The sequence below is a fragment of the Streptomyces sp. bgisy130 genome, from assembly GCF_057708345.1.
Genome location: NZ_JBYISA010000015.1, coordinates 72,904 through 96,465 on the forward strand (window position 1 = coordinate 72,904; position 23,562 = coordinate 96,465).

20 protein-coding genes and 1 pseudogene are annotated in these 23,562 nt (G+C 67.6%); 13 read left to right on the forward strand and 8 right to left on the reverse strand.

What is annotated here, in order from left to right; genetic code table 11:
* Nucleotides 1-13: 13 nt before the first annotated feature.
* The 5 genes from AC3EUV_RS20860 to AC3EUV_RS20880 all read left to right on the forward strand — a co-directional run bounded on the left by AC3EUV_RS20860 (nucleotide 14) and on the right by AC3EUV_RS20880 (nucleotide 3,783).
* Entirely contained in the window at nucleotides 14-235 is a 222-nt protein-coding gene (locus AC3EUV_RS20860; protein ID WP_432143431.1) for an MbtH family protein, read from the forward strand.
* Nucleotides 235-1,218 carry a beta-ketoacyl-ACP synthase III gene (locus AC3EUV_RS20865; RefSeq protein WP_432143432.1) on the forward strand — a complete coding sequence of 328 codons (984 nt, stop codon included), beginning with the start codon at nucleotides 235-237 and terminating at the stop codon, nucleotides 1,216-1,218. The genes AC3EUV_RS20860 and AC3EUV_RS20865 overlap by 1 nt, the downstream gene beginning before the upstream one ends.
* Before the next feature lie 28 nt (nucleotides 1,219-1,246).
* On the forward strand, nucleotides 1,247-1,483 hold the full coding sequence (locus tag AC3EUV_RS20870; RefSeq protein WP_432143433.1) for an acyl carrier protein: 237 nt from the start codon (nucleotides 1,247-1,249) through the stop codon (nucleotides 1,481-1,483).
* A 99-nt stretch (nucleotides 1,484-1,582) separates the two neighbouring features.
* Nucleotides 1,583-2,854 (forward strand): MFS transporter, encoded by a 1,272-nt coding sequence (locus tag AC3EUV_RS20875; protein ID WP_432143434.1) that lies wholly within the window; start codon nucleotides 1,583-1,585, stop codon nucleotides 2,852-2,854.
* Between the two features lie 143 nt (nucleotides 2,855-2,997).
* Nucleotides 2,998-3,783: a thioesterase II family protein gene (locus tag AC3EUV_RS20880; RefSeq protein ID WP_432143435.1), complete on the forward strand. Its 786-nt coding sequence runs from the start codon at nucleotides 2,998-3,000 to the stop codon at nucleotides 3,781-3,783.
* Between the two features lie 56 nt (nucleotides 3,784-3,839).
* On the opposite strand, the gene AC3EUV_RS20885 is transcribed toward AC3EUV_RS20880, so the two are convergent.
* Entirely contained in the window at nucleotides 3,840-4,415 is a 576-nt protein-coding gene (locus AC3EUV_RS20885; protein WP_432143436.1) for a CGNR zinc finger domain-containing protein, read from the reverse strand.
* 82 nt (nucleotides 4,416-4,497) lie between these two features.
* Between AC3EUV_RS20885 and AC3EUV_RS20890 the strand changes: the two are divergent.
* Nucleotides 4,498-5,635 (forward strand): annotated as a pseudogene (locus AC3EUV_RS20890) (epoxide hydrolase family protein).
* Nucleotides 5,636-5,819: 184 nt separating this feature from the next.
* Here AC3EUV_RS20890 and AC3EUV_RS20895 read toward each other — a convergent pair.
* The 3 genes from AC3EUV_RS20895 to AC3EUV_RS20905 form a co-directional block, all read right to left on the reverse strand.
* Nucleotides 5,820-7,187, reverse strand: coding sequence for a condensation domain-containing protein (locus AC3EUV_RS20895; protein ID WP_432143438.1), 1,368 nt, complete (start codon nucleotides 7,185-7,187; stop codon nucleotides 5,820-5,822).
* Between the two features lie 10 nt (nucleotides 7,188-7,197).
* Nucleotides 7,198-7,941, reverse strand: a complete 744-nt coding sequence (locus AC3EUV_RS20900; RefSeq protein ID WP_432143439.1) for a response regulator — start codon at nucleotides 7,939-7,941, stop codon at nucleotides 7,198-7,200.
* An 891-nt stretch (nucleotides 7,942-8,832) separates the two neighbouring features.
* Nucleotides 8,833-9,141: a hypothetical protein gene (locus AC3EUV_RS20905; protein ID WP_432143440.1), complete on the reverse strand. Its 309-nt coding sequence runs from the start codon at nucleotides 9,139-9,141 to the stop codon at nucleotides 8,833-8,835.
* Between the two features lie 510 nt (nucleotides 9,142-9,651).
* Between AC3EUV_RS20905 and AC3EUV_RS20910 the strand changes: the two genes are divergently transcribed.
* Nucleotides 9,652-10,299, forward strand: a complete 648-nt coding sequence (locus tag AC3EUV_RS20910) for a hypothetical protein (protein WP_435603565.1) — start codon at nucleotides 9,652-9,654, stop codon at nucleotides 10,297-10,299.
* Nucleotides 10,300-10,535: 236 nt separating this feature from the next.
* Here AC3EUV_RS20910 and AC3EUV_RS20915 read toward each other — a convergent pair whose 3' ends face one another.
* Nucleotides 10,536-10,961: a hypothetical protein gene (locus AC3EUV_RS20915; protein WP_432143442.1), complete on the reverse strand. Its 426-nt coding sequence runs from the start codon at nucleotides 10,959-10,961 to the stop codon at nucleotides 10,536-10,538.
* Between the two features lie 540 nt (nucleotides 10,962-11,501).
* Between AC3EUV_RS20915 and AC3EUV_RS20920 the strand changes: the two genes are divergently transcribed.
* The 4 genes from AC3EUV_RS20920 (at nucleotide 11,502) to AC3EUV_RS20935 (ending at nucleotide 14,184) form a co-directional block, all read left to right on the forward strand.
* Nucleotides 11,502-12,443, forward strand: a complete 942-nt coding sequence (locus AC3EUV_RS20920; protein ID WP_432143443.1) for a hypothetical protein — start codon at nucleotides 11,502-11,504, stop codon at nucleotides 12,441-12,443.
* A 212-nt stretch (nucleotides 12,444-12,655) separates the two neighbouring features.
* Nucleotides 12,656-13,126: an AraC family transcriptional regulator gene (locus AC3EUV_RS20925; RefSeq protein WP_432143444.1), complete on the forward strand. Its 471-nt coding sequence runs from the start codon at nucleotides 12,656-12,658 to the stop codon at nucleotides 13,124-13,126.
* A gap of 201 nt (nucleotides 13,127-13,327) precedes the next feature.
* The gene (locus tag AC3EUV_RS20930) at nucleotides 13,328-13,903 is read left to right on the forward strand and encodes an FAD-dependent monooxygenase (protein WP_432143445.1); all 576 of its coding nucleotides are present in this window, start codon (nucleotides 13,328-13,330) and stop codon (nucleotides 13,901-13,903) included.
* The gene (locus AC3EUV_RS20935; RefSeq protein ID WP_435603566.1) at nucleotides 13,837-14,184 is read left to right on the forward strand and encodes an FAD-dependent monooxygenase; all 348 of its coding nucleotides are present in this window, start codon (nucleotides 13,837-13,839) and stop codon (nucleotides 14,182-14,184) included. Before AC3EUV_RS20930 ends, AC3EUV_RS20935 begins: the two co-directional genes overlap by 67 nt.
* On the opposite strand, the gene AC3EUV_RS20940 is transcribed toward AC3EUV_RS20935, so the two are convergent.
* Nucleotides 14,114-15,676 carry an alkaline phosphatase D family protein gene (locus tag AC3EUV_RS20940; protein ID WP_432143447.1) on the reverse strand — a complete coding sequence of 521 codons (1,563 nt, stop codon included), beginning with the start codon at nucleotides 15,674-15,676 and terminating at the stop codon, nucleotides 14,114-14,116. The two genes, AC3EUV_RS20935 and AC3EUV_RS20940, sit on opposite strands and share 71 nt — an antisense overlap.
* A gap of 166 nt (nucleotides 15,677-15,842) precedes the next feature.
* Nucleotides 15,843-17,021, reverse strand: coding sequence for a hypothetical protein (locus AC3EUV_RS20945; protein ID WP_435603567.1), 1,179 nt, complete (start codon nucleotides 17,019-17,021; stop codon nucleotides 15,843-15,845).
* Nucleotides 17,022-17,463: 442 nt separating this feature from the next.
* Between AC3EUV_RS20945 and AC3EUV_RS20950 the strand changes: the two genes are divergently transcribed.
* Both AC3EUV_RS20950 and AC3EUV_RS20955 read left to right on the forward strand, forming a co-directional pair.
* Nucleotides 17,464-19,137 carry a tetratricopeptide repeat protein gene (locus AC3EUV_RS20950; RefSeq protein ID WP_435603568.1) on the forward strand — a complete coding sequence of 558 codons (1,674 nt, stop codon included), beginning with the start codon at nucleotides 17,464-17,466 and terminating at the stop codon, nucleotides 19,135-19,137.
* A 355-nt stretch (nucleotides 19,138-19,492) separates the two neighbouring features.
* Nucleotides 19,493-20,908: a DEAD/DEAH box helicase gene (locus AC3EUV_RS20955; protein WP_435603569.1), complete on the forward strand. Its 1,416-nt coding sequence runs from the start codon at nucleotides 19,493-19,495 to the stop codon at nucleotides 20,906-20,908.
* Nucleotides 20,909-20,954: 46 nt separating this feature from the next.
* Here AC3EUV_RS20955 and AC3EUV_RS20960 read toward each other — a convergent pair whose 3' ends face one another.
* Nucleotides 20,955-23,330: an NACHT domain-containing protein gene (locus AC3EUV_RS20960; RefSeq protein WP_435603570.1), complete on the reverse strand. Its 2,376-nt coding sequence runs from the start codon at nucleotides 23,328-23,330 to the stop codon at nucleotides 20,955-20,957.
* Nucleotides 23,331-23,562: the final 232 nt, after the last annotated feature.

The window sequence follows — 23,562 nt, forward strand, 5'->3', positions numbered from 1 at the left end:
GCAGGAAGGAGTGATGAGAGTGAACTGTTTCGACGATCCGAACGGCCAGTTCCTGGTGTTGGTGAACGACGAGAGGCAGCACTCGCTCTGGCCGGGCCTCAAGGGCGTGCCAGCCGGTTGGCAGGTGGTCCAGGGCCCGGACACGCGCGGCGACTGCCTGGCCTACATCGAGGAGAACTGGACGGATCCGCGGGCCAAGAGCCTCATCGAGTCGACCTCGCGACGGGGTGACTGATGACCACCTCGGACCGCACAGCTGTGCTCGCCGGGCTCGGTACCTGCCTTCCCGTGGGGGAAGAGGACAACGCGGCACTGTCCGAGCGCCTGGACACCAGCGATTCCTGGATACGCGAGAGAACAGGCATCGCCGCACGGCGGATCGCCGGCCCCGACGTATCGATGCGCGACTTGGCCGTCGCCGCGGGCGAGAACGCCCTCAAGTCGGCCGGTCTCACCGAGGTCGATGCGGTGGTGGTGGCGACATCGACCCCCGATCGTCCCATACCCGCCGCCGGGCCAGAGGTCGCCAACAACCTCGGGCTTGGTTCTGTGCCCGCCTTCGACGTGTCCGCCGCGTGCTCCGGCTTCCTCTACGCGTTGGCGGTGTCGGCCGGCCTGATCGGGACCGGCCTGGCCGGCGACGTCCTCGTGGTGGCCTCGGAGACGTACTCAAGGGCCGTCGATCCGGCGGACCGCGCCACCAGGGTTCTGTTCGGCGATGGCGCCGGAGCGGCGGTGCTGAGAAGCGGCCGGCGCGACGAGCCGGGGGCGGTGCTCGCCGTGGACTGGGGAAGCGAGGGAACGGGCCGCGACCTGATCCATCGGCCCGAGGGGCAGGGCGGCTACCTCTCAATGGCCGGCAGACGGGTCTACCTCAAAGCGATCGAGCACATGACGAGCTCAACGTTGCGAGTGCTCGACCAGTGCGGCTGGACGATCGGCGAAGTCGACGCCCTCGTCCCGCACCAGGCCAACATGCGGATCATCCGGGCTGTGGCGCAGCAGCTGTCGCTGCCCGAAGACAAGGCGGTGTGCGCGTTGGAGCGGACCGGGAACACCGCGGGCGCATCGATTCCGCTCGCCCTGGCCCACGGGCAGTCGAACGGGACGATCAGAGCTGGTGATCGCACGGTGCTCACGGCCTTCGGCGCCGGGCTCGCCTGGGCATCGGCGGCACTGGTGTGGCCGGAGATCAACACAGTCGAATCGGAACTGTAAGCGGAACCGTAAGAGGAGAGACGCCACCATGATGTACGACTACCTGCGCAACCTGCTCGAAGAGACTTTCCGGGTCAGCGGCGAGATCGCGCCGGACAAGAGCTTCGAGGACCTCGACCTCGACTCACTGACCACAGCCGAGATCTGTGCCGCCCTGGAGACGGACCTCAAGGTGACCATCGACGACGAGGAAGTGAACCAGCAGACCACCATGGGCAAGTTGGCTGACCTGTTGCACCACAAGGGCGCTGCCCTCTCCCGATGACCCTTGCGGGTGCCGAGGCAGGAGGTGGAGGCCCCGGTGCTGTGGCACATCGGCGCTGCATCAGCAGCAGCGCTACAGCCCTGAGAAAGAGGCGCAGGCATGACCGTCCGAACCGAAGCAACGGTCGACACCTCTTCGGTGTCGAGCGCTGGGTTCACACGCTTCTGGCTGGGCCAGACACTCTCCCAGTTCGGCACCCGCATCGGCACAATGGGTATGCCGGTCATCGCTGTTGACGTCTTGGAAGCCAGCAACACGCAGGTGGGCATCCTGGGCGCCGTATCCACCCTGAGTTTTCTGCTGGTCGGTCTTCCCGCCGGCGCCTGGGTCGATCGCTGGCTCAAGCGCCGGACGATGATGCTGGCGGCCCTCATACGCTCACTGGTCGTCCTCGCAATCCCGTGGTTGTGGTTCACCGGTAATCTCGAGATCTGGCACCTCTACGCGGTTGCCTCGCTCGTCGGTCTGGTGACGGTTTTCTTCGATGTGGCCTACCAGTCGTATGTGCCCATCCTGGTACCCGCCGGTGATGTCGGAAGAGCCAACGCCCGGCTGGAGGCCACCTCGCAGCTTGCGACCACCGGCGGACCAGCACTGAGTGGACTGTTCATGCGGGTGGTCAGCGCTCCCGTCCTCATGCTTGGGGATGCGCTTTCCTACCTCATCAGCTTCGGCTGTCTGGCATCGATCAAGGACTCGGAGGCCCAGCAGCGGCGGGAAGCCGGGCCCCGGCGGGCCCTGGCCACAGAGATCGGCGAAGGGCTCCGCTTTGTGCGTGACCAGCCTGTCATCAGACGGCTCGTCGTGGCGATGGGGTTCTCCAACCTCTTCATGTGCATGGTCTCGACGCTGATGCCCCTCTTGGTACTGCGCACCATCGGCCTCGACGCCTTCATGCTCGGGGTGGTGATGACGTGCGGATCGATCGGCGGCGTGCTGGGGGCCGGTCTGGCTCCGATGCTGCGGCGCCGTCTGTCCGACGGAACCGTGATCGCGGGCGGTCTCCTCGCAGCGGGAGTGTTCGTCATGGTCACTCCGGTTGCCGGCTCGATCTCGGGTGATCACAGAAATCTGGGCACCGCGCTGCTGATGATTGCCGAGTTCTGCATGACGGCGGCAGCGCTGGTCTACAACGTTACGCAGGTCAGCCTTCGCCAGAGACTGTGCCCCAAGCATCTCCTCGGCAGGATGAATGCCTCCATCAGATGTGTCGTATGGGGCAGCACCCCCATCTCCGCCTTTCTGGCAGGTTGGTTGTCCTCGCTGATGGGCGTGGTACCCACGCTGTGGATCGGGGGTATCGGATCCCTCCTTACCGCGCTGCCCATCCTCGGCATAGGACGACTCATTCCGGCGGACCAGCATGCGTAAGCAGTGATTCCCCGGCCCGGAGCGGGAGTTGAACACTCGGGCCACCCACCTGCGACGCGCACGCGATCGCTGAGCCGTCCCGATTGAACGGCACAAGCATGAAGAGCAAAGAAGGGATTGCGAATGGAAGGCGGGCCGCCCACATGAAGACAACGACCACTGGCGCAATTTCAGGCACAGGCAGGGGCGACAGCCCAGACACCGGCGTTTGGTTGCGGCGATACCAGATCGCACCGGCTCCCCGTGCCCGTCTCATCTGCTTCCCGCACGCGGGCGGCTCGGCCTCGTACTTCGTGCCTGTCTCCAGGCGGCTGTCGCCGGAACTCGACGTCCTGGCGGTCCAGTACCCCGGCCGTCAGGACCGTCGCCACGAGCCGTGCATGGAGGACATCGGGGCAATCGCCGACGGCATCATCCCCGAACTGCTTCCGCTTGCGGACCGGCCCCTCGCCCTGTTCGGCCACAGTATGGGAGCGGCGGTCGCCTTTGAGACCGTGCGGCGGTTGGAGGAGAGGGGGGTTACACCCGCGGTTCTTTTCGCATCCAGCCGGCCTTCCCCCTCGTTCGTCCGCGACGAGGGCCTGCACCGGTCCGGCGACCGGGCCCTCATCGCCGAAATGCAGCGTCTGGACGCCACCGACGCAAGGTTGCTCGAAGACCCAGAGCTCCTGGAGATGATCCTCCCCATCCTTCGTGGCGACTACAAAGCGGTGGAGACATACCGCTGCCGACCGCCGCACGCCGCCGTCGACTGCTCGGTAGTGGCACTGCTCGGCGACGATGATCCCCAGGCGCCCCACGAGGAATGCCTGCGCTGGAAGGAGCACACCCGTGGCCGCTTCGACATGCACGTCTTCGAGGGGGGCCACTTCTACCTCAACACCCACGCCGAGTCCGTCATCCGCATCATCGCGGAGCGCCTCCGCTAGCGGGCTCGGGGACGTGTCGCAGGCGTGGGACCCACTTGGATGTATCGAGGTAACGATCACTCCGCTGATCTGGGGTTTTTGCGCTGGTTGGCATTGAAGCGCGCTTTCTTCTGACGATTCCCGCACGTGTTCATGTCGCACCATTTGCGGGTGCGGCTTTGGCTGGTGTCGAAGAAGGCAGCTTGGCAGGTTGGTGACGCACACAAGGCCAATCTTCCGTCTCGTTCGCCGGCGATGATGCTGATCGCGTCGGCGGCGATCACGCTGAGGGCATCTTCCACACAGGAAGCCGAGCTGAGCCGCCATCGCCGCTTACCCTCGGGCGTCAGAATCGCCGCGGCCCGACCCTGAACGCTGCGGTCATTGATGACTTGGACAGCGGATACAGGGAGAGCCTCCTGGACCGCGGCCGCTGTCGCAGCGGCGTGAATCGACTCCCTCAGCTCCCGGGCGAGGTCGAGCTGGGCAGTGGTGCAGGAGTCCACGGCGAGACCGCTCACTGCCAGCCAGTCGACGAGCCGCTGCGGCGTGGGAAGCCGCTCCACCGCGTCGCCATGACGCTCCGACAGAGTCCCCGTGAAGCTGGTCGTTAGCACGTTGCCGAGGCGGAAGTCAGGGAATCCAGCACGCATGGAACCACCTTAGCCGGTTGCAGCATGGCTCGTGGAACTGCTAGAACCGCCTTAGCCGGTTCCACGATGGCCAGGAGGTCTCATGCCCCGTCCAACCAGCGACGTGCAAGCATTTGAAGCCCACGCAACTGACACTGACCTCGACGATCTGCGCGCGCGACTGGCCGCGGCGCGGCTACCGGAGGCCGAGACGGTCCATCGCGCCGGGCCCGACCCTCGCCGATGGGACCAGGGCGTTCCTCTCGCCGACCTCGTCGATGTCGTGAACTACTGGCGCACCGGGTACAACTGGCGGTCGTTCGAAGAGCGTCTCAACCAGATCGGCCAGTTCCGCACGACCATTGATGATCTGGGAATCCACTTCCTGCACCGCCGATCCGCGCGCGCAGATGCCACTCCTCTGCTCCTGACGCACGGGTGGCCAGACAGCATTGCTCGGTTCATCGATGTAGTGGACGAGCTGGCAGATCCGAAGGATGCAGACGCGCCGGCGTTCCACGTCGTGGTCCCGTCGCTACCGGGCTTCGGTTACAGCGACAAGCCGGCCACCACCGGATGGGGAACCGAAAAGATCGCGGCCGCATGGGTGGAACTGATGGGAAGGCTCGGCTACAGCAAGTTCGCCGCCCACGGCGGGGACTGGGGAGGCGCACGTTCTCGGCATCCACACCACGTTCGCGGAGGGACCACCCGGGTTGACGACGGACGGGCTGACGGCGGTCGAGCGCAAGTGGACTGAGGAAACCCGCGATTTCTGGAGTTACCGCGCGGCGTACGCGAAGCAGCAGGCGACCCGGCCGCAGACCATCGGCTACTCGCTCGTCGACTCACCGGTCGGCCTTCTTGCCTGGATCCTCGACAAGTTCGCCGAGTGGTCAGACACCCAGGACAGCCCGTTCGAGACGATCTCCAGAGACCGCGTTCTTGACAACGTCACCCTGTATTGGCTGACACGGACCGGCGCATCGTCGGCCCGCATCTACTACGAAAGCCACAACTCGCTGGACCCCGAACTTCGGGTCGACGTCCCGTCAGCAATCACTATGTATCCCCGCGACGTCGAGAAGTGTCCGCGCCCCTGGGCACAGGAGCGGTACCGGCAGATCGTCCGATGGGGGTCGCCCGAAACCGGGGGACATTTCCCGTCGTTGGAGGTTCCCGAGTACTTCGTCAAAGATCTGCAAGAGGGCCTCGCGGCAGTGCTGGCCGCTAATCGGTGAATGCGGCTCGGCGACTCGGCATTCGTTCACTGCCTGATCCGGCTCAAGGCGTTGCCCGACGGCTTCCAGACCGAGCTCATCGAGACGGCAGAACGCGGTCAGACAGGGCGCGGCGAAGATAGTGCGGAGCATGTCGAGGTCTTTCAGATGGGCGAGCCAACCAAACAAGCTCCGGAGACACGATCTAGACTTCTCCAGGGGCCAGTTGCGCATCGTCGAGCACGATGAACGGGTCTCGCACGACCGCACGGACGATCGCTTGGAACTCTTCGATCAATGCGCGCATCGTGCCTTCCTCGAACACCTCCGGCGAGTAGACGAGCACTCCGTCGAGCTTGCCCGGGCCGGTGACGGCAATCTTCATCTCCAGGTCGAACCTGACCGTCATGTCGGGAATCAGGTATGCGGAGGTGCGCAACCCGGCGAATGCCGGCATGTCATCGTCGGTGACACCGAGGAAGGCACCCATGTGGGAATTGGTGTTCTGGAGCTCAAAGAGGATCCCGATATCCGCGGGCCTCTCCCCCGGACTTTCCGTCCGTAGGCGGCCAAGCGCGTCACTCAGAGTCGCTTCCTGGTTGGCGAACGCACCCAGCACCGCGGTGCGGACATCACCCAGCAGGTCGACGAACCGGGGTTTGCCCGGTACCCGTGACCGAATGGCGAGCAGGTTCACCAGGTTGATGATCAAGCGCTCGCGTTCGGCCGAGGTGCGCCCCGAGACGGGGGTTCCCACCGTGATGTCCTCGCGCCCGGTGCGGCGGCGGAGCAAGGCGTGGAAGACCGCGACGACCGTCATGAAGCCACTGGCCCCGTGCGTACGTCCGACCTCCATCAGCCGCGTCCCGATCGGGGCCGGTACGGAGAAGAAGAGCGGGGCGCCCGATCCGGTCGGCACGGCCGGCCGTGGTCGGTCGAGGGGAAGTTCGCAGGGCAGTGCGCCGGCGAGTCGGTCCGACCAGTACGCGGTCTGCTTCTCCATGTGCCCGCTGTCGATGACCGACTGTTCCGCGGCGGCGAGTTCGGCATAGCCGTATTCAAGCGGCGGGAGCAATCGGTCAGGGTCGCTGCCATGGCATGCGGCCAGGTAGCCGATCTCCAGCTCTCGGAAGAACTGTGCCACCGACCAGTCATCGAAGACGACGTGATGACCGACGACCAGCAGGACGTGATCATCCTCTGCCATCCCGACCAGTGCGATCCGAACGACCTCGCTGGCCAGATCGAACCGCCGCCGCGAGAACTCGACCGAAAACTCCGCCAACCGGGCCTCCGCCCCGTCGGTGCCGGTCAGATCAACTCGCTCAACGGTGAATGAGTCCAACTCCCGGATTACACAGGACAACTGCCCATCATCGTCCAGACGTAACGCACAGCGGAGCGACTCATGTCGGGAGATGATTCCACGGATCGCTTTGAGCATGGCCTGCTCATCAAGATCTCCCAGGATTCGCAGTCCGGTCGGAACGTGATACACACTCTCCGCAGCCATTTCCTCGGCAATCCAGAGGCGCTGCTGCCCCTGGATGGGAGTCGTCCACACTGGCGACATAGAGCTTCTCCTATCCGATTTCTTGACGTGGCCGACCGGGTTTTCGATGTGGCCGACAGCTGGAATCGACCGAACGAGCGGGAGAGGGAGAGGCAAGACCGAGGCGGAACGCGACAAGCGCGATCTCCACCCGGTTGCGCACCCCGAGCTTGCCGATGATCTTGGATACGCACGCCTTCACCGTGCTCTCCGAGACCGCGAGCCGTCGCGCGATCTCCCGGTTGAACAGCCCCTTGGCGATGCCCTTGAAGACCTGGAGTTCCCGGTCGTTGAGCATGCTCAGCTCTTTGGGCAGATTGCTGGGGTCGTAACCCGGTAACAGGGTGAACCTGGTGAACACCCGGCTGGTCACCGACCCGGCGAGGAAGGCGTCGCCGGAAGCCACCGAACGCAACGCCGTCGACCACGACCACGCCGGAGAGTTCTTGAGGATGTAGCCGCGTGCTCCCGCGCGCACAGCTCGCAGCAGCAACTCGTCGCTGTGCTCCTCGGTGATGATGATTACGCCGGCCAGCGAGGCCGACGACCGTTCGAGCAGTTTCCGGCAGAAGTCCAGGCCACCGAATGGTGGTAACGCCGAGTCCACCATCACCACGTGGGGCTGCACACTGCTGATGATGTCGAGTGCTTCCGGGCCGTTCTCGGCATCGCCGACAACCGATACTTCCTGCTCCCTGCCGAGCACCACCCTGATTCCGGCACGAGCGAACTCCTGATGGTCGACGACGACCACTCTGATGCGCTGGCTGGTCACGGCCGACTAATCAGCTGAGACTCGTCCGGCACGACCGATCGCTGTCGCAGGCCACCGTCACCAACTGACCGGCAGGAACACCAGGATCGGTCACTGCACCGGATGGACGCCGTAGAGAGTCCCTGCCACTCAGCATCTCCCACAATGCTGAAGGCACTATTGGCCGGATCAAGCCTTCGAACGAACCAGATTCCTTCCTGGGCGCCCGACATCGGCCTGAGTTTTTCTTCATGAACTAACATGGAATCAACCTTCGGCACAGACCCGGGTCGTGGCACACACGAGGAAATGTCGAGGCGCACGCTGGGGAGTTGGGGGGAAGAAAAGTTGACACGGAGTGAACGGAACTCGAACGTGGGGGTTGCATTGGCGTCATCAGCTCGCCTGACGCGGCGTGACCCCAAGGACCACTACCCTGCCGACAGTGAACCCGACCCTCGACAGCACATCAACTAGCCGACTACTCAGGCACCTTGACAGCAGGCTCGCTCGGGAGGCGACCGGCAGAACTCCGCCGAAAGGTCGCGTCCGTACGGCATGCAGCCCCCTTCACCGGAGAGCTCCGCCGCAATCTCCGGCACGTCCGCCCGAGAACGTGCCGGCAGGATGCACGACGGGTAAGTCGCTAAATAGTTGGTACATACAGGTACGCTAAGGTAGATCACTCATAGCGTCAATCATTCAATGTCGGCGTCAGCCGAGACATTTGCGACCGTTCGCCAGCAGCCGCCGTCACTTTCGGCAGGTCAGACGTTCCCTGATCCTGCCGTCCCAGCAGCATGCCGCGCCCGTGCTGGTGCCCCGCGACAGGTCGCCTCCCGGACGGCCAGAACCGCCCAGTGCGGCATCGCGCAGAACCGCTTGCGGGGCTGGAGCGCGAGCGCCGGACCCTTACTCCACCGCATACAGCAGGTTGTACTCAGCACCTTCCGCCGTGAAGCGCAGGCTGCGCTCACCAGGCGTATCCGTGATCCACTGCTCCCCGGGCCTGCCATCCCCGGCTGATCCGCCGACCTCCCCGAGAGAGACGGCTATCGTTCCCGTGAAGTCGCAGTCGTACTTGACGGTGTACATCCGGTCTCCCCGCACCGTCCCATTCCACACAGTGCCACGGTTCTGGACAACAAGCCTCGGTTCGTCGGAACCGCTCCAGCCCTCAGTCGTGACGCACTTGAGCTTCTCCAGATAGAGCTTGGCCATACCGTCCCCTGTGAAGGATCCTTCTCGACACTTCACATCCTGGCGAGCCGCAATAAACGATCACTAAACGATGCACGCGGCATTCTCCGCCAGGGCGACACCCCGGCCGGGAGGGCAGGCATCACTGTAGCCCTCGTCAGAGCAGTGCGTCCCGAAACCACCAACCCCAAGGCTGACCCGCCACGCCAACAACGCCGGCGATACCAGCAGCGGCAGGTGGTTGCTCGCCCGCACCTCAAGGCCCGGTCCGGGCGGCCGCCACCAGAACCCGCGGCACACCGGCCGCTGCCTCTCGCCCGGCCGGCCGGTGAGCCGTGGTCGCTCGCCCCACCCGCCTTGAGCGGAGCCCGCCAAGCACCACCACGCACCCTTCGGCACGTCAGGTCCGCGGCCGGGCCTGCAGCGGGCAGGACCGCAAGCGGAACGGCAGGCCGTGCGGCAGACTGTGCCCCGCGGCCCCGACCGGCGGGTCGGCCAGGGAAGGGGACGTATCTCTTGCGTGTCGTAGGTGTGGACATCGGCTCGGTGAAAACACCGTCCAAGTTCGCCTGGGCCGCCGTCGACTCCTTGGAGCCTGCCGCGGTCGTCTGCGGCGACGACCCGGAGGGTGCCGTGCAGGCTCTGTCGCAGTCTCTGGCCCATGAGGGACGCGCGGTCCTGGCCGTGGAAGCACCGATGGCCATCCCTGTCCCCGCTGCGAACAGCGACGCGTGGCGCGTGCTGGGCCGTGCCCGCAGCGGGGAGGGCAACCGGCCGTGGTCGGCCGCTGCGGGCGCCGGAGCGCTGGCCACCGGGGTCGCCCAGACCGCATGGATGCTCTCCCGCCTGCATACCCTCGCGCCGGAATCGAGCGCGACCACCCAGCCTGCGCGGTTCGCCGCCGGGCAGGCCCGCCTCCTGCTCGCCGAGGCCTTCGTCTCGGGCACCGGCAAACCTGTCCCGGTGGCGGCCGGTCAGCATGCCGCCGACGCCGAAGCCGCCGCCCGCGCGACGCTGGCCTACCTGACCGACGGCCCGGACGGCTTTCCACACGTCACTTGCGCACCGCAGCGCGCCCTCAATCTCCTCGCCGTGCTTGCCGCTTGGGCCGGCATGCCGGTGCCCGGTGATGAACTGCACCTGAACGTGATGGTCGTTCGTACAAAGCCGGTCGTCTGAACCGCCGTAGGGCGGCTTCGCCCTGAGACCTACACCCCAACCCTCATCCCCACAGGCAACGGGCCGAGCCGGGCCGGCTGGTACCTGCGACTGTCCCACGGAGCCCGGAGAGAGGCGAGATTCGGTTCGCATCTGGGACCAGACCTTTCCCGGCGGTGGGCAGTAGGTGCAATTGGGCGAGCTCGGCGGCTGGATTCTGCGTCCGGCCGATGCTGCCGCCGCCGGGCCCCCGCTTGCTAAATGATGATCGGGTTCGCTTCCACGACGCAGCCCGATCCGATCACCACGAGCGTCTCCACCGGCACGGTGTCGAGGATCTTGCCGAAAAAGGCGACCGAGTCGGTGCAGTACAGCTGGGTCCGAGCGGTTTCGCTGGCACGGAGCACGACCGGGCCGTCCTTGGGGTAGGGGTGTTTCTCGGAGTACGGGTCGGTCCGTACTGCCTCGTCGCAGCCCAGGCCGAGCCCGGTGGCTTCCGGCAGCCCCAGCTGCTTCGCCACCTCGTTGATCTTGTCGACGGGATAGCCGAGCGGGGGGTGTTTGAGATCGACCGTGCCCAGCGAGCATGCCCGTGCCGGGGTGTCCCCAGGGGCTGCCTCGGCAGGTGAGGCTAAGGCGATGGTGGCCAGGACGACGGAGGCGACAGCAAGAGTCCTCTTCATGTTCCTGATGGTTGCCCGTACTCGGCCAACAGGGGAGGTCTTCAATGCTTAAGCGCGAAACCTCCGCACTTCCTCTGTTTGCGCGCGCCCCAGTCGTTCAGCGAACGATGGTGGATCCGCGCCACACTGGAGCTGGTGGCGACGACGGATGCGAAATCCGGTGTGCCGAAGAAGCGGCGGCTCTGCGAGTACGCACCTTGTGCCGCGACGGGGCACCCGGCTCGCACACTGCGGTGATGAAGCACAACGGACCAGGACGAACCTCGCCCCAACGGTGGTCGGCGCCCTGTGACAACGAAGCTTGAGCAGTGTCAGCGAAGGCTGAGCGGCCAGTTCACTTCTGTGGCGGTTATCGGGCGGGTCCGACGACGGTCGCCCTACCACTCTTGATCTCAATTCCCGAACGGACCGGCATCGAACTGAGCGTCAATTGCCTGACCTGCACGGTTTGCGCGTCCTTGGTGTGCCAACGTCGAGGCCGGCAGGAGTGGCCAGGCGAAGGGGCGGACGGCAGTGGGATTACGCAAGGGCAGGTGGGGAATGGCGCTCACCGCAGTCGTGGCGGCGGCTGCGGGGGTCGTGCTGCTCGGACCCGGTGCCGCGGGGCCCGAGGCCGGTCCGAAGGCGACGTTCGCACTCCGCTCCCATGAGCCGCAGGTGGTCGTGGGTGATTACGATGCGCCAGAGCCGCTCCTGACGCCCGCGTTCAAGAACACCGGGCCCGAATCGGCCTCCCGCGGCATCGTCCTGCGGGTGTCGGTCACCAACGCGGCGATTGCCGACACCGCCCCCTCACACCGCAACTGCTACTACTCGGACGACTACCGCACAGCGTTCTGCGAGTTCCCGGATGCCGTGCCCGTGGGAGCTGCGTTCGAGACGACCGAGCCGGTCACGGAGCGCATCGACGCCCGGTACCACGAGCTCGAAGCGGCATACACATACGCCATATGGCCGTTGGACAGTCCTTCACCGCACACCCCGGACTACAAGAAGCACTACCACCGGGGCGCGGGTGACGCACTCGGCCTGAAGCCAACGACCCTCAGCACCGGCAAGCGCGGCGGTGAACTGCGCTTCCGCTGGGAGGCGTTGGAAGGGCCGGCGGACTGGTCGGTCAGCCCCCTCACGATCCGCGGCAGGATCGGTGAAGAGGTCGAGGTGGACGTCCCGCAGCCCCGGAGCACACCGCAGCCGGGCCCGATACGGATGCGCATCGAACTCCCGCCTGGCACCACACTGGCCAAACTCACACAGGAGGTGCGGGCATCAAAGCCCTCCGAAGTGGACTACTGCTCGCGGGATGACAAGGACGGGCACGTCTACTGCACCAACGTCAACTGGAACGTCCTACGGGTGCGGATCGACCGTCGGGCCGACGGCGGCGAGGGGCGGATCTCGGTGCCCGAGCCGTTCAACGGGGACACCGACCCGGGCAACAACTCCGCCCCGATCAAGGTGGAGGTCACCGGCACCGCATAGCCGGCCCACGCCATGCCACTGGAATCCGGTGGGGTGGGCGGAGCCGGCGCTGGAGGTGCAGTGTTCGGTTTCGCGTCCCCTCATCAGTTCCGCTCGTCGGTTCCCCTCATCGGCTCCACTCATCGATCCCACCGAGCCAGTGCAGGTTTGTCGCTCCTCACGTGAGCGGCTCTTGGGCCAACAGGCGCTGTTCACCGGTAAATTGACCCTCCATGCCAGAAACCCGCCCATCTGCCCCGTCATCTTCCCTGCCACCGTCTACCGCGCCTCACAGTGGGGCCTGGATCCCACACGGCTTCCAGCTCGATCCGCACTCCCACGCCGAGGGCCAGCTGGTGTACGCGGCCGCCGGGGCGCTGGCCACCACGACCGAGCGTGGAACCTGGGTCGCTCCCGCTCACCGCGTGACGTGGACGCCGCCAGGGTTCGAGCATGCGCACCGCTGCTACGGCACCACCGACGCCCGCCTTGTCACGGTCCCGGTCGACCTGTGCGGCGAGCTGGTGACACATCCCAGCGTGTTCGCGGTGGGCCCCCTGCTGCGCGAGGCCCTGCTGGCGCTGACCGGCACAGCGATGGAGTGCGGCTGGTCCAACCCGTCAAGTTTTATCGACGTCTTCACCGAGATCGTCGGCCAAACCCCTGGCCGCTACCAGGACGAGCTGCGCAACCGCAGAAGTTGACCGAGGGCGATCCGCCGGGCGCAACCGGCACTGCCCGCTGACACGTTGGCGGGTTTCCGGTATCCCCTGTCTCCATCCCGGTTGGTGGCGAGCGCTGCCGCGCCCACAGTGGTGAAGCAGGCCGCACTCTCCGTGTGGCACGGCAGCCGTGCCTCTGCAGCACGGCCCGTTGTCCCCTTCGCCGAAAGGCACGCGACACACATGGTTGAGACAGCCGAGAACACTACCGTCGTCATCGTCGGCGCCGGGGTGGCCGGGCTCACGCTCGGCAACTTCCTCCTGCGCAGAGACATCAGCTGCATCATCGTGGAGAAGCACAGCCGCGCATACGTGGAGACGCGGCAGCGTGCGGGGACCGTCGACAGCCGCGGGGTACGGATGTTCCGCGAGTGGGGGCTCGATGACGTCGTGAAGGACGCCTCCTCCCTGAAGGACATCACCGTCGGCACCTGGATCGACGGCGTGATGTACCCCATCGGGTTCCAAGACGACGACACCGACACCGTCTTCTGCCCCCAGCAGGTCCTCGTCCGCAACCTCACCGACGCCTTCCTGAAGGCCGGCGGCGACCTGCGCTTCAAAGCCCTCGACGTCGATCTGGAAGACATCGACAGCGAGTGCCCCACGGTGCGCTACCGCAGCCCTGACGGCTCGGCCACCACCGTCACCTGCGACTTCGTCGCCGGCTGCAAGCCCGCTTCGGCACTGACGTGCCCACCGGCCGCATCGTCGACAAGCGGATCGTGCCGCTGCGGTCCGTGGTATTCAGCCCGATGAGATACGGCCGCCTCTACCTGCTCGGCGACTCGGCCCACATCGTCCCGCCGATGAGCGCCAAGGGCATCCACCTCGCCCCCCCCCGCCCAGAAGCCACTCCGCATGCGCTGAGACATACGCATGCCACCACGATGGGGGAAGGCGAAAAGCAGGGCCGGGACGCGAACGGTGCGCGTCCCGGCCCGCGGCCTTTCCGGTCCTGCGGATGCCTCAGCGCTGCGGGTCGATTCCCACGGAGTAGAGCACCTTTCCGTCGATGTCACGCAGCCGTACGGTCATGACCTCGGACGAGCCGTCGATGTCGACCTCGCCGAAGTACTGGTAGCCGTACGCCGGGTTGTTGTGCGCCTCGTCCGGGGCGAGGGACTGGAAGCGCACCTGGGGGCCGAACGTGCCGTCGAGCCTGTTGGGCTGGTTGGCGACGATGGCGTTGAGCGGTCCGGAGACGAACTCCCAGAACGGCGTGAAGTCCTGGAAGGCCGCCTTGTCCGGGTCGTAGTAGTGGGCGGCGGTGTAGTGCACGTCCGCGGTGAGCCAGACGGTGTTGGCGATGTGCCGGCGGTGGATGAAGGACAGCACCCGGGCGATCTCCCCTTCGCGGCCCAGCGGAGCGCCGCTGTCGCCCTGCGCTATCGCCTCCAGGGCAGCGCCGTCCGGCACCACGAGCGCCAGCGGCATGTCTGCTGCGATCACCTTCCAGGTCGCCCGCGAGGCCGTCAGCTCGCGCTCGAGCCATGCGACCTGCTTCGCGCCCAGGATCCCGCTGTCCGTGGCGGGTCCGGTGTTCGCGCTGTTGGCGTCGCGGTAGGTACGCATGTCGAGGACGAAGACGTCGAGAAGCGGCCCGTACCGGATGACCCGGTGGACACGGCCGTCGCCGCTGGGGCCCGTCTCGATCGGCAGGTACTCGAAGAGCGCCTGCCGGGCGCGGGCAGCAAGGACGTCCACCCGCCGCTCGGTGTAGCGGGTGTCGGTGAGCACTTCGCCCGGATACCAGTTGTTGAGGACCTCGTGGTCGTCCCACTGGTTGATCTGCGGGACGGCCGCGGCGAAGGCACGGAGGTTCTCGTCCATGAGGTTGTACTTGTGCTGGCCGCGGAACTCGGCCAGGGTCTCGGCGACCTTGGACTTCTCCGGGGTCACCAGATTGCGCCAGACGCGGCCGTCCGGGAGGGTCCGGGTCTCGGGGATCACGCCGTCGGCGTACCAGAAGTCGCCGCTGCACAGGAAGAAGTCCGGGTCGCGCTCCGCCATGGCCCGGAAGATGCGGTAGCCGCCGGCGTCCGGGTTGATGCCCCAGCCCTGGCCCGCCAGATCGGCGGACCAGACGAAGCGCACGTCGTCGCCGTTCGCGGGCGCCGTGTGCAGCCGGCCGGTCGCGGGCTCGCCCACGAGCGAGGCGTCGCCGGGGTCGGTGAGCCGCACCCGGTAGTGGACGTCGCTCCCGGCGGGCAGCCCGGACAGCTTGACCTTGCCCGTGAAGTCGGTCTCGGCCGTGAGGACGGGGCCGGGCACGGTCACCGAACGCGCGAAGTCGGGTCGGGTGCTTATCTCGACCGCCATCCGGGCGGGCCGGTCGGCCCGGGTCCAGACGACGCCGCCGTGCGCGGTGACGTCGCCGGTCTGCACGCCATGGGTGAGGGCGGGGCGCCCGCTCCGTACGAGCGTCGGCGCGGCGAAAGCGGGTGTGGCGCTCGCGAGGGCGGTGGGCAGGGCGGCTCCGGCACCCAACAAAAGGCCGGATCGCAGGAGTTGGCGTCGCTGGATTGCCATGGTCAGTGCTCCCTGGGTGGCTCGACGGCACGCATGTCTGCACGACTCGGCATGTCTACTCACCCGCGGGAGCCGGCACCCCTCGGCTCGGTGAATGGGCGGGGGCGCCGGGCCTAATTAACCCAAGTCACACGAAGAAACGGACAGCGACTGCTGAAACATCCTCTTAGAGGCCCTCAGGCCGGTCAGAGCCCTGACCGGAGGGTGCGGCGTCGGCAATATCCGCGCGGCCCACGGCCACCCGCAGCGTCAGGGCCGCCGCGGATCCCGCCACCAGGCCGCAGGTCAGGGCGGCCGGGACACCGTTACCGATGGTGGCGGACAGATGCAGCAGGTCCCAGTGCAGGGCCGAGCCCGCCCCGTCCACCGCCACCCGCAGCAGCTGGCTCGCCAGCAGTCCGAGGACGGTTGCGCAGACCGCGCCGGTCGCCATCGCGGGGACCGTGGCTCGGGTGAGCAGTCCGGGCAGTCGTCGCAGTGTCCACCACACCACGGCGAGCAGCAGTACGTCGCCGGCGCGATACAGGAGCCAGTCACCGAGCGGCGTGCCCCCCGGGCCCGCCCAAGCGCCGAGCAGCAGCCACTGGCGCAGGAGGTCGCCCGGTTCGGCGAACAGCCCGATGTCCGGGGAGACGCTCTGGAGGGCGGCGGCGACCGGCTGGTACGAGAGGACCACCAGGGACAGGGCGATCACGGCGGTTCCAGTGGTGGCGGCCAGGCGGGCGGCGCGGGCGGGGACGGCCTCGTGCGGCAGCGGACCGGCCCCCTTGGCAGCGACCCGCGCTATGGCCACCGTCACGGCCGCCGCGACCAGCGCGGTCACCACCAGGACCTGCCGACCGGAGGAGATGATGCTCGCCAGCTGAGGCAGGAAGCGATAACTGCCGTGTCCTCCCGAGGCGATCAGCCACGGCGCGGAGACGGTCACCGCCAGGGTCCCGGCCACCAGGCCCCAGGCCCATACTGCGAGCAGTGCGGCCGGCATCCGGCCGTGAACCGGCGGCAGCCTGCGGACCAGGAGCAGTGCCCCGGGTATGAAGAAAGCGAAGACCGCGCCGAACCGGATCTGTAGCGCGGTGGTGTACAGCGCAAGGTAGTTGGCACCGGCGGTCCCGGCTGCGTCCCCGGTCCCGCCGGAAACCTCGGTGCCGAGCTGAAGCGAGGCCGGAGGGTCGTACGACCAGGGGGCGAGCCAGCGCTCCAGTTCGGCGGCGGCCTGGCCGTCGAGCATGCCGGTGGCACCCGGCAGGTGCAGTGCGTGCGCGCTTGCCCCCGCCCACCACAGAAGGGCCGTGAAGAGCAGCCCTCCAGCTATTGCCGGTAACACTGCACGCCGGTATGTCATGACTTCCCCCGCCTTGGTCACGCATCCCCTGAAGACCTTTGCTCACGGGAGATTACGGGACGTTGATCACATACAGATCACGGCAGAGCAGGGAATGCACCATCCCCAAGGCAGCGGCGCATTGCCTATTGGTCGTTGTCCGCGAGCACCGCCATGGGCCTCGTGCGCGGGCGTCCGACCGGGGGCCGGCACCCGCAGGGCATCGGCGTGGCATCCCAGCAGGATCCGGGCGCCGGCCACAGCCGGGCTACAGTCGAAATGACATCCGGCCGAAGATCACAGAAGAGGCTGCGGACAACTGTCCGCGCCCGCTGTGAGCAGCAAGAAGGCACTGCGAGCTGCGCTGTTCGTCGGACGCGGAGGCCCACCGCGAAGCCTCGATCGGCGCCTTCGCACTGCGCGCCGACTGTCGTCGAGTCACATCCCTCTGGAGGAGATCCTCATGGACTACTTCGACCTCGGGACCCTCACCCGGCCCGTTTCGACACGTTCGCCGGAAGCACAGCTCTGGTTCGACCGTGGTCTCGTATGGAGCTACGCGTTCAACCACGACGAGGCGGTCGCCTGCTTCAAAGCGGCGGCGGCAGCGGATCCCGGCTGCGCCATGGCGTACTGGGGCATCGCGTACGCCCTGGGCCCCAACTACAACAAGCCCTGGGATTTCTTCGACGAGTCCGATCTACAGCGCACGGTGGAACGGGCGCATGCCGCCGTCGAGCGGGCCCATGCGCTGTGTGACGGGGCCACGCCGACCGAGCGCGCGCTCATCGAGGCGCTGCGCGAGCGCTACCCCGCCTCGCAGGCCGTGGAGGACTGTTCCGTCTGGAACGAGCCCTATGCCGAGGCCATGCGCACCGTGTACGAACTCGCACCCGACGACCTGGACGTCGCCACCCTCTACGCGGACGCGTTGCTGAACCTCACCCCGTGGCAGCTGTGGGACCTGCGCACGGGCGAGCCCGCCGCCGGCGCGCGCACGCTGGAGGCGAAGGCCGTCCTCGACCGCGCGTTGCTGACCGCGACCAGCAGTGATCATCCGGGCACGCTCCACATGTACATCCACCTGATGGAGATGTCGCCAACGCCGGAGAAGGCTCTTGCGGTCGCCGACCGACTGCGGGGACTGGTCCCGGACGGGGGCCACCTGCAGCACATGCCCTCACATCTCGACGTGCTGTGCGGGGACTACCGACGAGTCGTGTCGGGCAACAGCGACGCGATCAGGGCGGACGAGCGGTATCTGCGGCGAGCCGGCGCGATGAACTTCTACACCCTGTACCGCTCGCACAACTACCACTTCAAGATCTACGGCGCGATGTTCCTCGGCCAGTCCAGGACGGCACTGGAGACGGCCGCGCAACTCGAGGCGTCCATCCCCGAAGACCTGCTGCGCGTGGAGAGCCCGCCCATGGCCGACTGGCTGGAGGGCTTCCTCGCCATGCGGGTGCACGTACTGATCCGCTTCGGCCGATGGACGGACATCCTCGCGCTGCCGATGCCCGCCGACCCGGAGCTGTACTGCGTCACCACGGCGATGCTGCACTACGCGCGCGCAGTGGCGTACTCGGCCACGGGGGCGACCGACGAGGCCGAGGCCGAACGAGAACTGTTCCGCCGCACGGCCGAACGGGTTCCCGAGACGCGGATGCTGTTCAACAACACGTGCCGGGACATCCTGGCGATCGCCTCCGCCATGCTCGACGGCGAACTCGCCTACCGCAAGGGCGAGTACGACGCGGCGTTCGCCTCCCTGGAGCGCTCCATCGAGCTCGACGACAACCTGCCCTACGACGAACCGTGGGGCTGGATGCAGCCGACCCGCCACGCCTACGGGGCGCTCCTGCTGGAACAGGGCCGGGTCGAAGAGGCCGAGGCCGTCTACCGGGCCGACCTCGGACTCGACAGCACCCTGCCCAGGCCCTTGCAGCATCCAGGAAACGTCTGGGCCCTCCACGGCTTCCACGAATGCCTCGTGCAGCTCGGCAAGACGGGGGAAGCCCACATCGTCGCCCAGCAACTCACCGTGGCCACCGCGCTCGCGGACGTCCCCGTCGAGGCGTCGTGCTTCTGCCGCCTCGACACCGCAGGCGCGAAGGGCGGCTGCACCTCCGACTGAGCCCGTGACCGCGCGAACTGATGCCGTGTCACGGATCCCTCAGTACCCGCGCTGCTCCACAGTCCCGTCGCCCGAACCGGCCACCAGGCGGTCCGCGCGGGCTCATGGCACCACAGCGTCCGCCACTCCGACGCACAGGACGAGGCCCCCCGAGGAGATGGCCCCGACGATCACCAGCGGCTGCTCCCCACCGGGATCAGCATCACAGCGCCGGGCCGAACAGTCGCTTCGTGTTAGCCTCACATGTTTGGACGGTCGTGACGGCCGGCGATTCCGTCCGTGCTGTCCCCTTGTTCGTCGGCTGCTCATTCCTGCCGGGCCTTCCTCGGTACGTTCCCCATGCGGAAGGCTCGTCATGACCCACCCCGACCCCCTCGGCACCTCGCACGGCAACCTCGCCCGGCCGGTGTCCGGCACCCCGGCGGTGTCCCCGGTCGCCTCCTTCGCCGACCTGGAACTGCCGGCCGAGGTGCTGCGCACGCTCACCGAGCTCGGGGTGCGCGAGCCCTTCCCGATCCAGGCAGCCACGCTGCCCCACGCCCTCGCAGGACGCGACATCCTGGGGCGCGGGCGCACGGGATCGGGCAAGACGCTCGCCTTCGGCCTGCCGCTGCTCGTACGGACGGCCGGACGGCGCGCGGAGCCGAAGCAGCCCCTCGCCCTGATCCTGGCGCCCACCCGGGAGCTGGCCCAACAGGTAACCGAGGCGCTCGCGCCGTATGCTGACGCGCTCCGGCTGCGGATGGCCACGGTCGTCGGCGGTATGTCGATCGGCCGGCAGGCCGCTGCGCTGCGCGACGGAGCCGAGGTCGTCGTCGCCACCCCTGGCCGCCTCCACGACCTCATCGAGCGCCGGGCCTGCCGCCTGGGACGGGTACGGATCACCGTCCTCGACGAGGCCGATCAGATGTGCGACCTGGGCTTCCTGCCGCAGGTCACCGAGGCGCTCGACCAGGTGCCCCGCGACGGCCAGCGGATGCTGTTCTCGGCCACCCTGGACCACGACGTCGATCACCTGGTCCACCGCTACCTCCACGACCCCGTCGTCCACTCGGTCGACCCGTCCGCGGGCGCGGTCACGACGATGGACCACCATGTGCTGGTCGTCCACGGCCCCGACCGGTACGCCGTCACGACGGAGATCGCCGCCCGCGACGGCCGCGTACTGCTGTTCCTGGACACCAAGCACGCGGTCGACCAGCTCACCCGGCATCTGCGGGCCAGCGGAGTACACGCCGCGGCCCTGCACAGCGGCAAGTCCCAACCGCAGCGCACACGGACCCTTGCACAGTTCAAGAACGGCCAGATCAGTGTCCTGGTGGCGACCAATGTCGCGGCCCGTGGTCTGCACATCGACGACCTCGATCTCGTGGTGAACGTCGACCCGCCCACCGACCCCAAGGACTATGTGCACCGCGCGGGCCGCACCGCCCGGGCCGGTGAGTCCGGCAGCGTCGTCACGCTGGTCCTGTCGAGTCAGCGCCGTGAGATGAGCCGGCTGATGGCCGAGGCCGGCATCGAGCCGGTGATCACCAAGGTGCGCTCGGGTGAGGCGGAACTGACCCGGATCACCGGGGCCAAGGCCCCCTCCGGCACCCCGCTCGACGGTGGGCCCGCCGCGCCCCGGGCCAAGAACACCAACGCCCCCTTCCGCGGCCTGGGCACCAGCAAGGACGCCTCCCGCGGCACCGGTGGCAAGTCCCGCAAGGCCAACGAGGCCCGTAAGCTCGCCGAGGCCCGTAAGGCGGCCCGGGTCCGCCGCGGCAACTGAGAGCCGCCGCCCTGGCAGGCAAGGAGTCTGCGCACACCCGCAGGTGTCAGGCCTTCGCGGAACCCGGTGTGGGCGGTGCGTTGCATGTGGCGAGATGGTCCTGCAAGAGGGCATGCCGGAATTGGTAGGCGGGGCCTGCCTGGCGCAGGATGCCGAGGCGGTGGGCGTCGTGAAGGAAGGCTTGAAGACGGAAGGGAAGCCGGCCTCGGAGGGCAAGCCAGGCGCGTGCGACCGTGTAGTACAGCCAGGAAGTGGCCAGCAGCCCCAGCAGGACTCCGCTCAGAGCGGGAACGTAGGCCATGGTCTCCGCCCATCCCCACAGAGCGCTCAGGATGTCCTCGACGGTTTCACCTACCTGGTAGGGCGAATGAGATGCGCCGACGAAGAAGATGACGAAGGTAATGGCGGCATAGCCACCCAGCAGCAGGCTCAGGTGTCGGTCGGCTCTCAGGGTGGTCGCGGGGGTGGCGGAGTCGTCGTCGGCGAGGGGAGCACGCGCCCAGCGCAGCACCGCCAGGCCGAGGCCGGGAACGATTCCGAGGACCAGTCCTTGTACGTACGCGGGGCGGTAGAAGACTCCCATTCGGGTGTCTTCGGGGTTGAGCAGACTGTAAATGCTGATGAGGCCGCCGATCAGGAGACTGAAAGCGATGGCCAGGAGCGGGGCGATCGCCAGGGAGCGCAGGAGCCGGCGTCCGCCACCGCGGAGCGTCGCCCGTTGGGGCGCCTTGGGCGGGTACGGCAGGCCGACGCAGAACAGCACCACGGAGTAGGCGAACGCCGGAAGCGGCATGTCGTTGTACACATACGGCAGCACCTGTGCCGCGGGCACACCGTAGATCAGCGCGTCGAGGCCGACGAGGACCCCGGCAACAAAGCCGACGATCACCCCGAGGCAAACAGCGGACAGCGCAGGGCGCGCCCGGCGCACCAGGGCATCGGCGAGTACGACCAGGACCAGGGACATCAGGGCGGCGGTGAGCGCCGTGGTCATGGCGACGCCCGCGCGACCTGCAAGGTCGAAGCTCTCCCCTGGCGCCCATTGGCCGGCCACGGCGAGCGTTGCCGCAGCCTCCCCGACCAGGGCCAGGACCGCCGCCCCGGCGGCCACCAGACAGGCACGGGGCCAGGTATTGGCCAAGCTCGGAAGCGCCTGATAGAGGCGCCACCAGGCCAGTTCATAGGTGTTCTGCCGGTGGAGCTGCTGCGCGATGCAGGTGAGCCAGCGCTGAGCCTGCTCCGGTTTCCAGCGGTGGACCGGTCGGCTGCTGGAAACCATGGGGTCCTGCCGTGCGGCGCGGGAGACCAGAACGGGGACAAGTGCGCCCAGGAGATGCCGCTCGATGGATTGCGTGTCCGCGAAGCGTTCCGGGTCGGTGAGTTCGGCCGGATCGGCCGCGCCCGTGGCGTACACGGACCGGGTCAGGGCGACCATCAGCGGGCTGGCCAGGGCGGTCGCTGCGGGACAGTCCGGCTGCTGCCGAAGGCGCTCGGCGAGCCGCCCCCAACGATCCTGGCCCAGGCCGGGCGGGGTGGACATGCGCAGGTAGGTGACGGCGTCCTGGGCCGGCACGGGGTCCGGTTCGATGACCACAGCCGCGGTGAGCACGTCACTGGCAGCGACCGCCTGCACGTATGCCGCCGTGCGGCAGGTCAGTACGAGGGGTCCGCCGCCTGCCAGCACGTCGTTGACGGCGGCCAGCGCCAGGGCGCGGCCCGGCTCGGGCAGCTCGTCCAGGCCGTCGAGAATCGGAAGGATCCGCTGCGAGGCGACCAGGTCTTCGATCGCGCTCGGCCCGTGTACAGCGGCATCGCACAGCGCAGGGTAATCGGCGGCCAGCTGCTGCCGCACCCACTGCGACAGGGACATCCGCTCTGGTTCGAAAGAGGACAAGGGCAGCAGTACGGGGACCGGCTCGTGAAGGCCGCGGGTACGTGCGAGCGCCAGGGTCAACTGCACCGCCAGCATGGTCTTTCCGGATCCTGCCGACCCGAGCACGACCATTCGGCGCCGTGGCAGCGCACGGAACGCTGCCGCAAGCCCTTGTGGATCGTCCGTACGGCAGCTGAACGGGCCACCGGTCAATCTCTGGTGATCTGCCCCTAAGCGCGGGCAGTCCCGCCACCGGACCGGCAGGGGAACGGGGTCATCCAGCCGACGCAGCGCGGCCTCACGTGCCCATTGCTGCTCCACCAGCCGTGCCAGGGTGCCCGCTGCCTCGTCGGCCTGTCCGGTCGTGGAGTGGCCCTGGCGCGCGCGGTCCGCCCACTTCCACAGCCCCGCCAGCAGGCTGCACGCGCCCAGCACCGAGGCGAGGTTCCCGGCATAGGCCACACCGCCCCATGCCCAGGCCACCCCCAGCACCACGGCGACCACCCCGACCAGGCATGCGGCGACCAGCCCCCGCTGTCGTTCACCCACTACCTGCTCCCATTCAGTCGACGCCCCGTTGACGGTAGGGACTGCCTGATCGCCGCCACATGGCCCCGTCAGATGACACTGTGGCACCCACAGCGATACGAGAGTGGGAGCGAAGCATCCGCTGAGTTCGTGCGGACCTCAAATGGGTGCAGCTCCCGAGTCGGCGCCGTGATGCTGTCGCACGTGCTCCGCGGAGGCGAATGGGCAGCCCCCCGTCGGCCAGGCCGGTGAC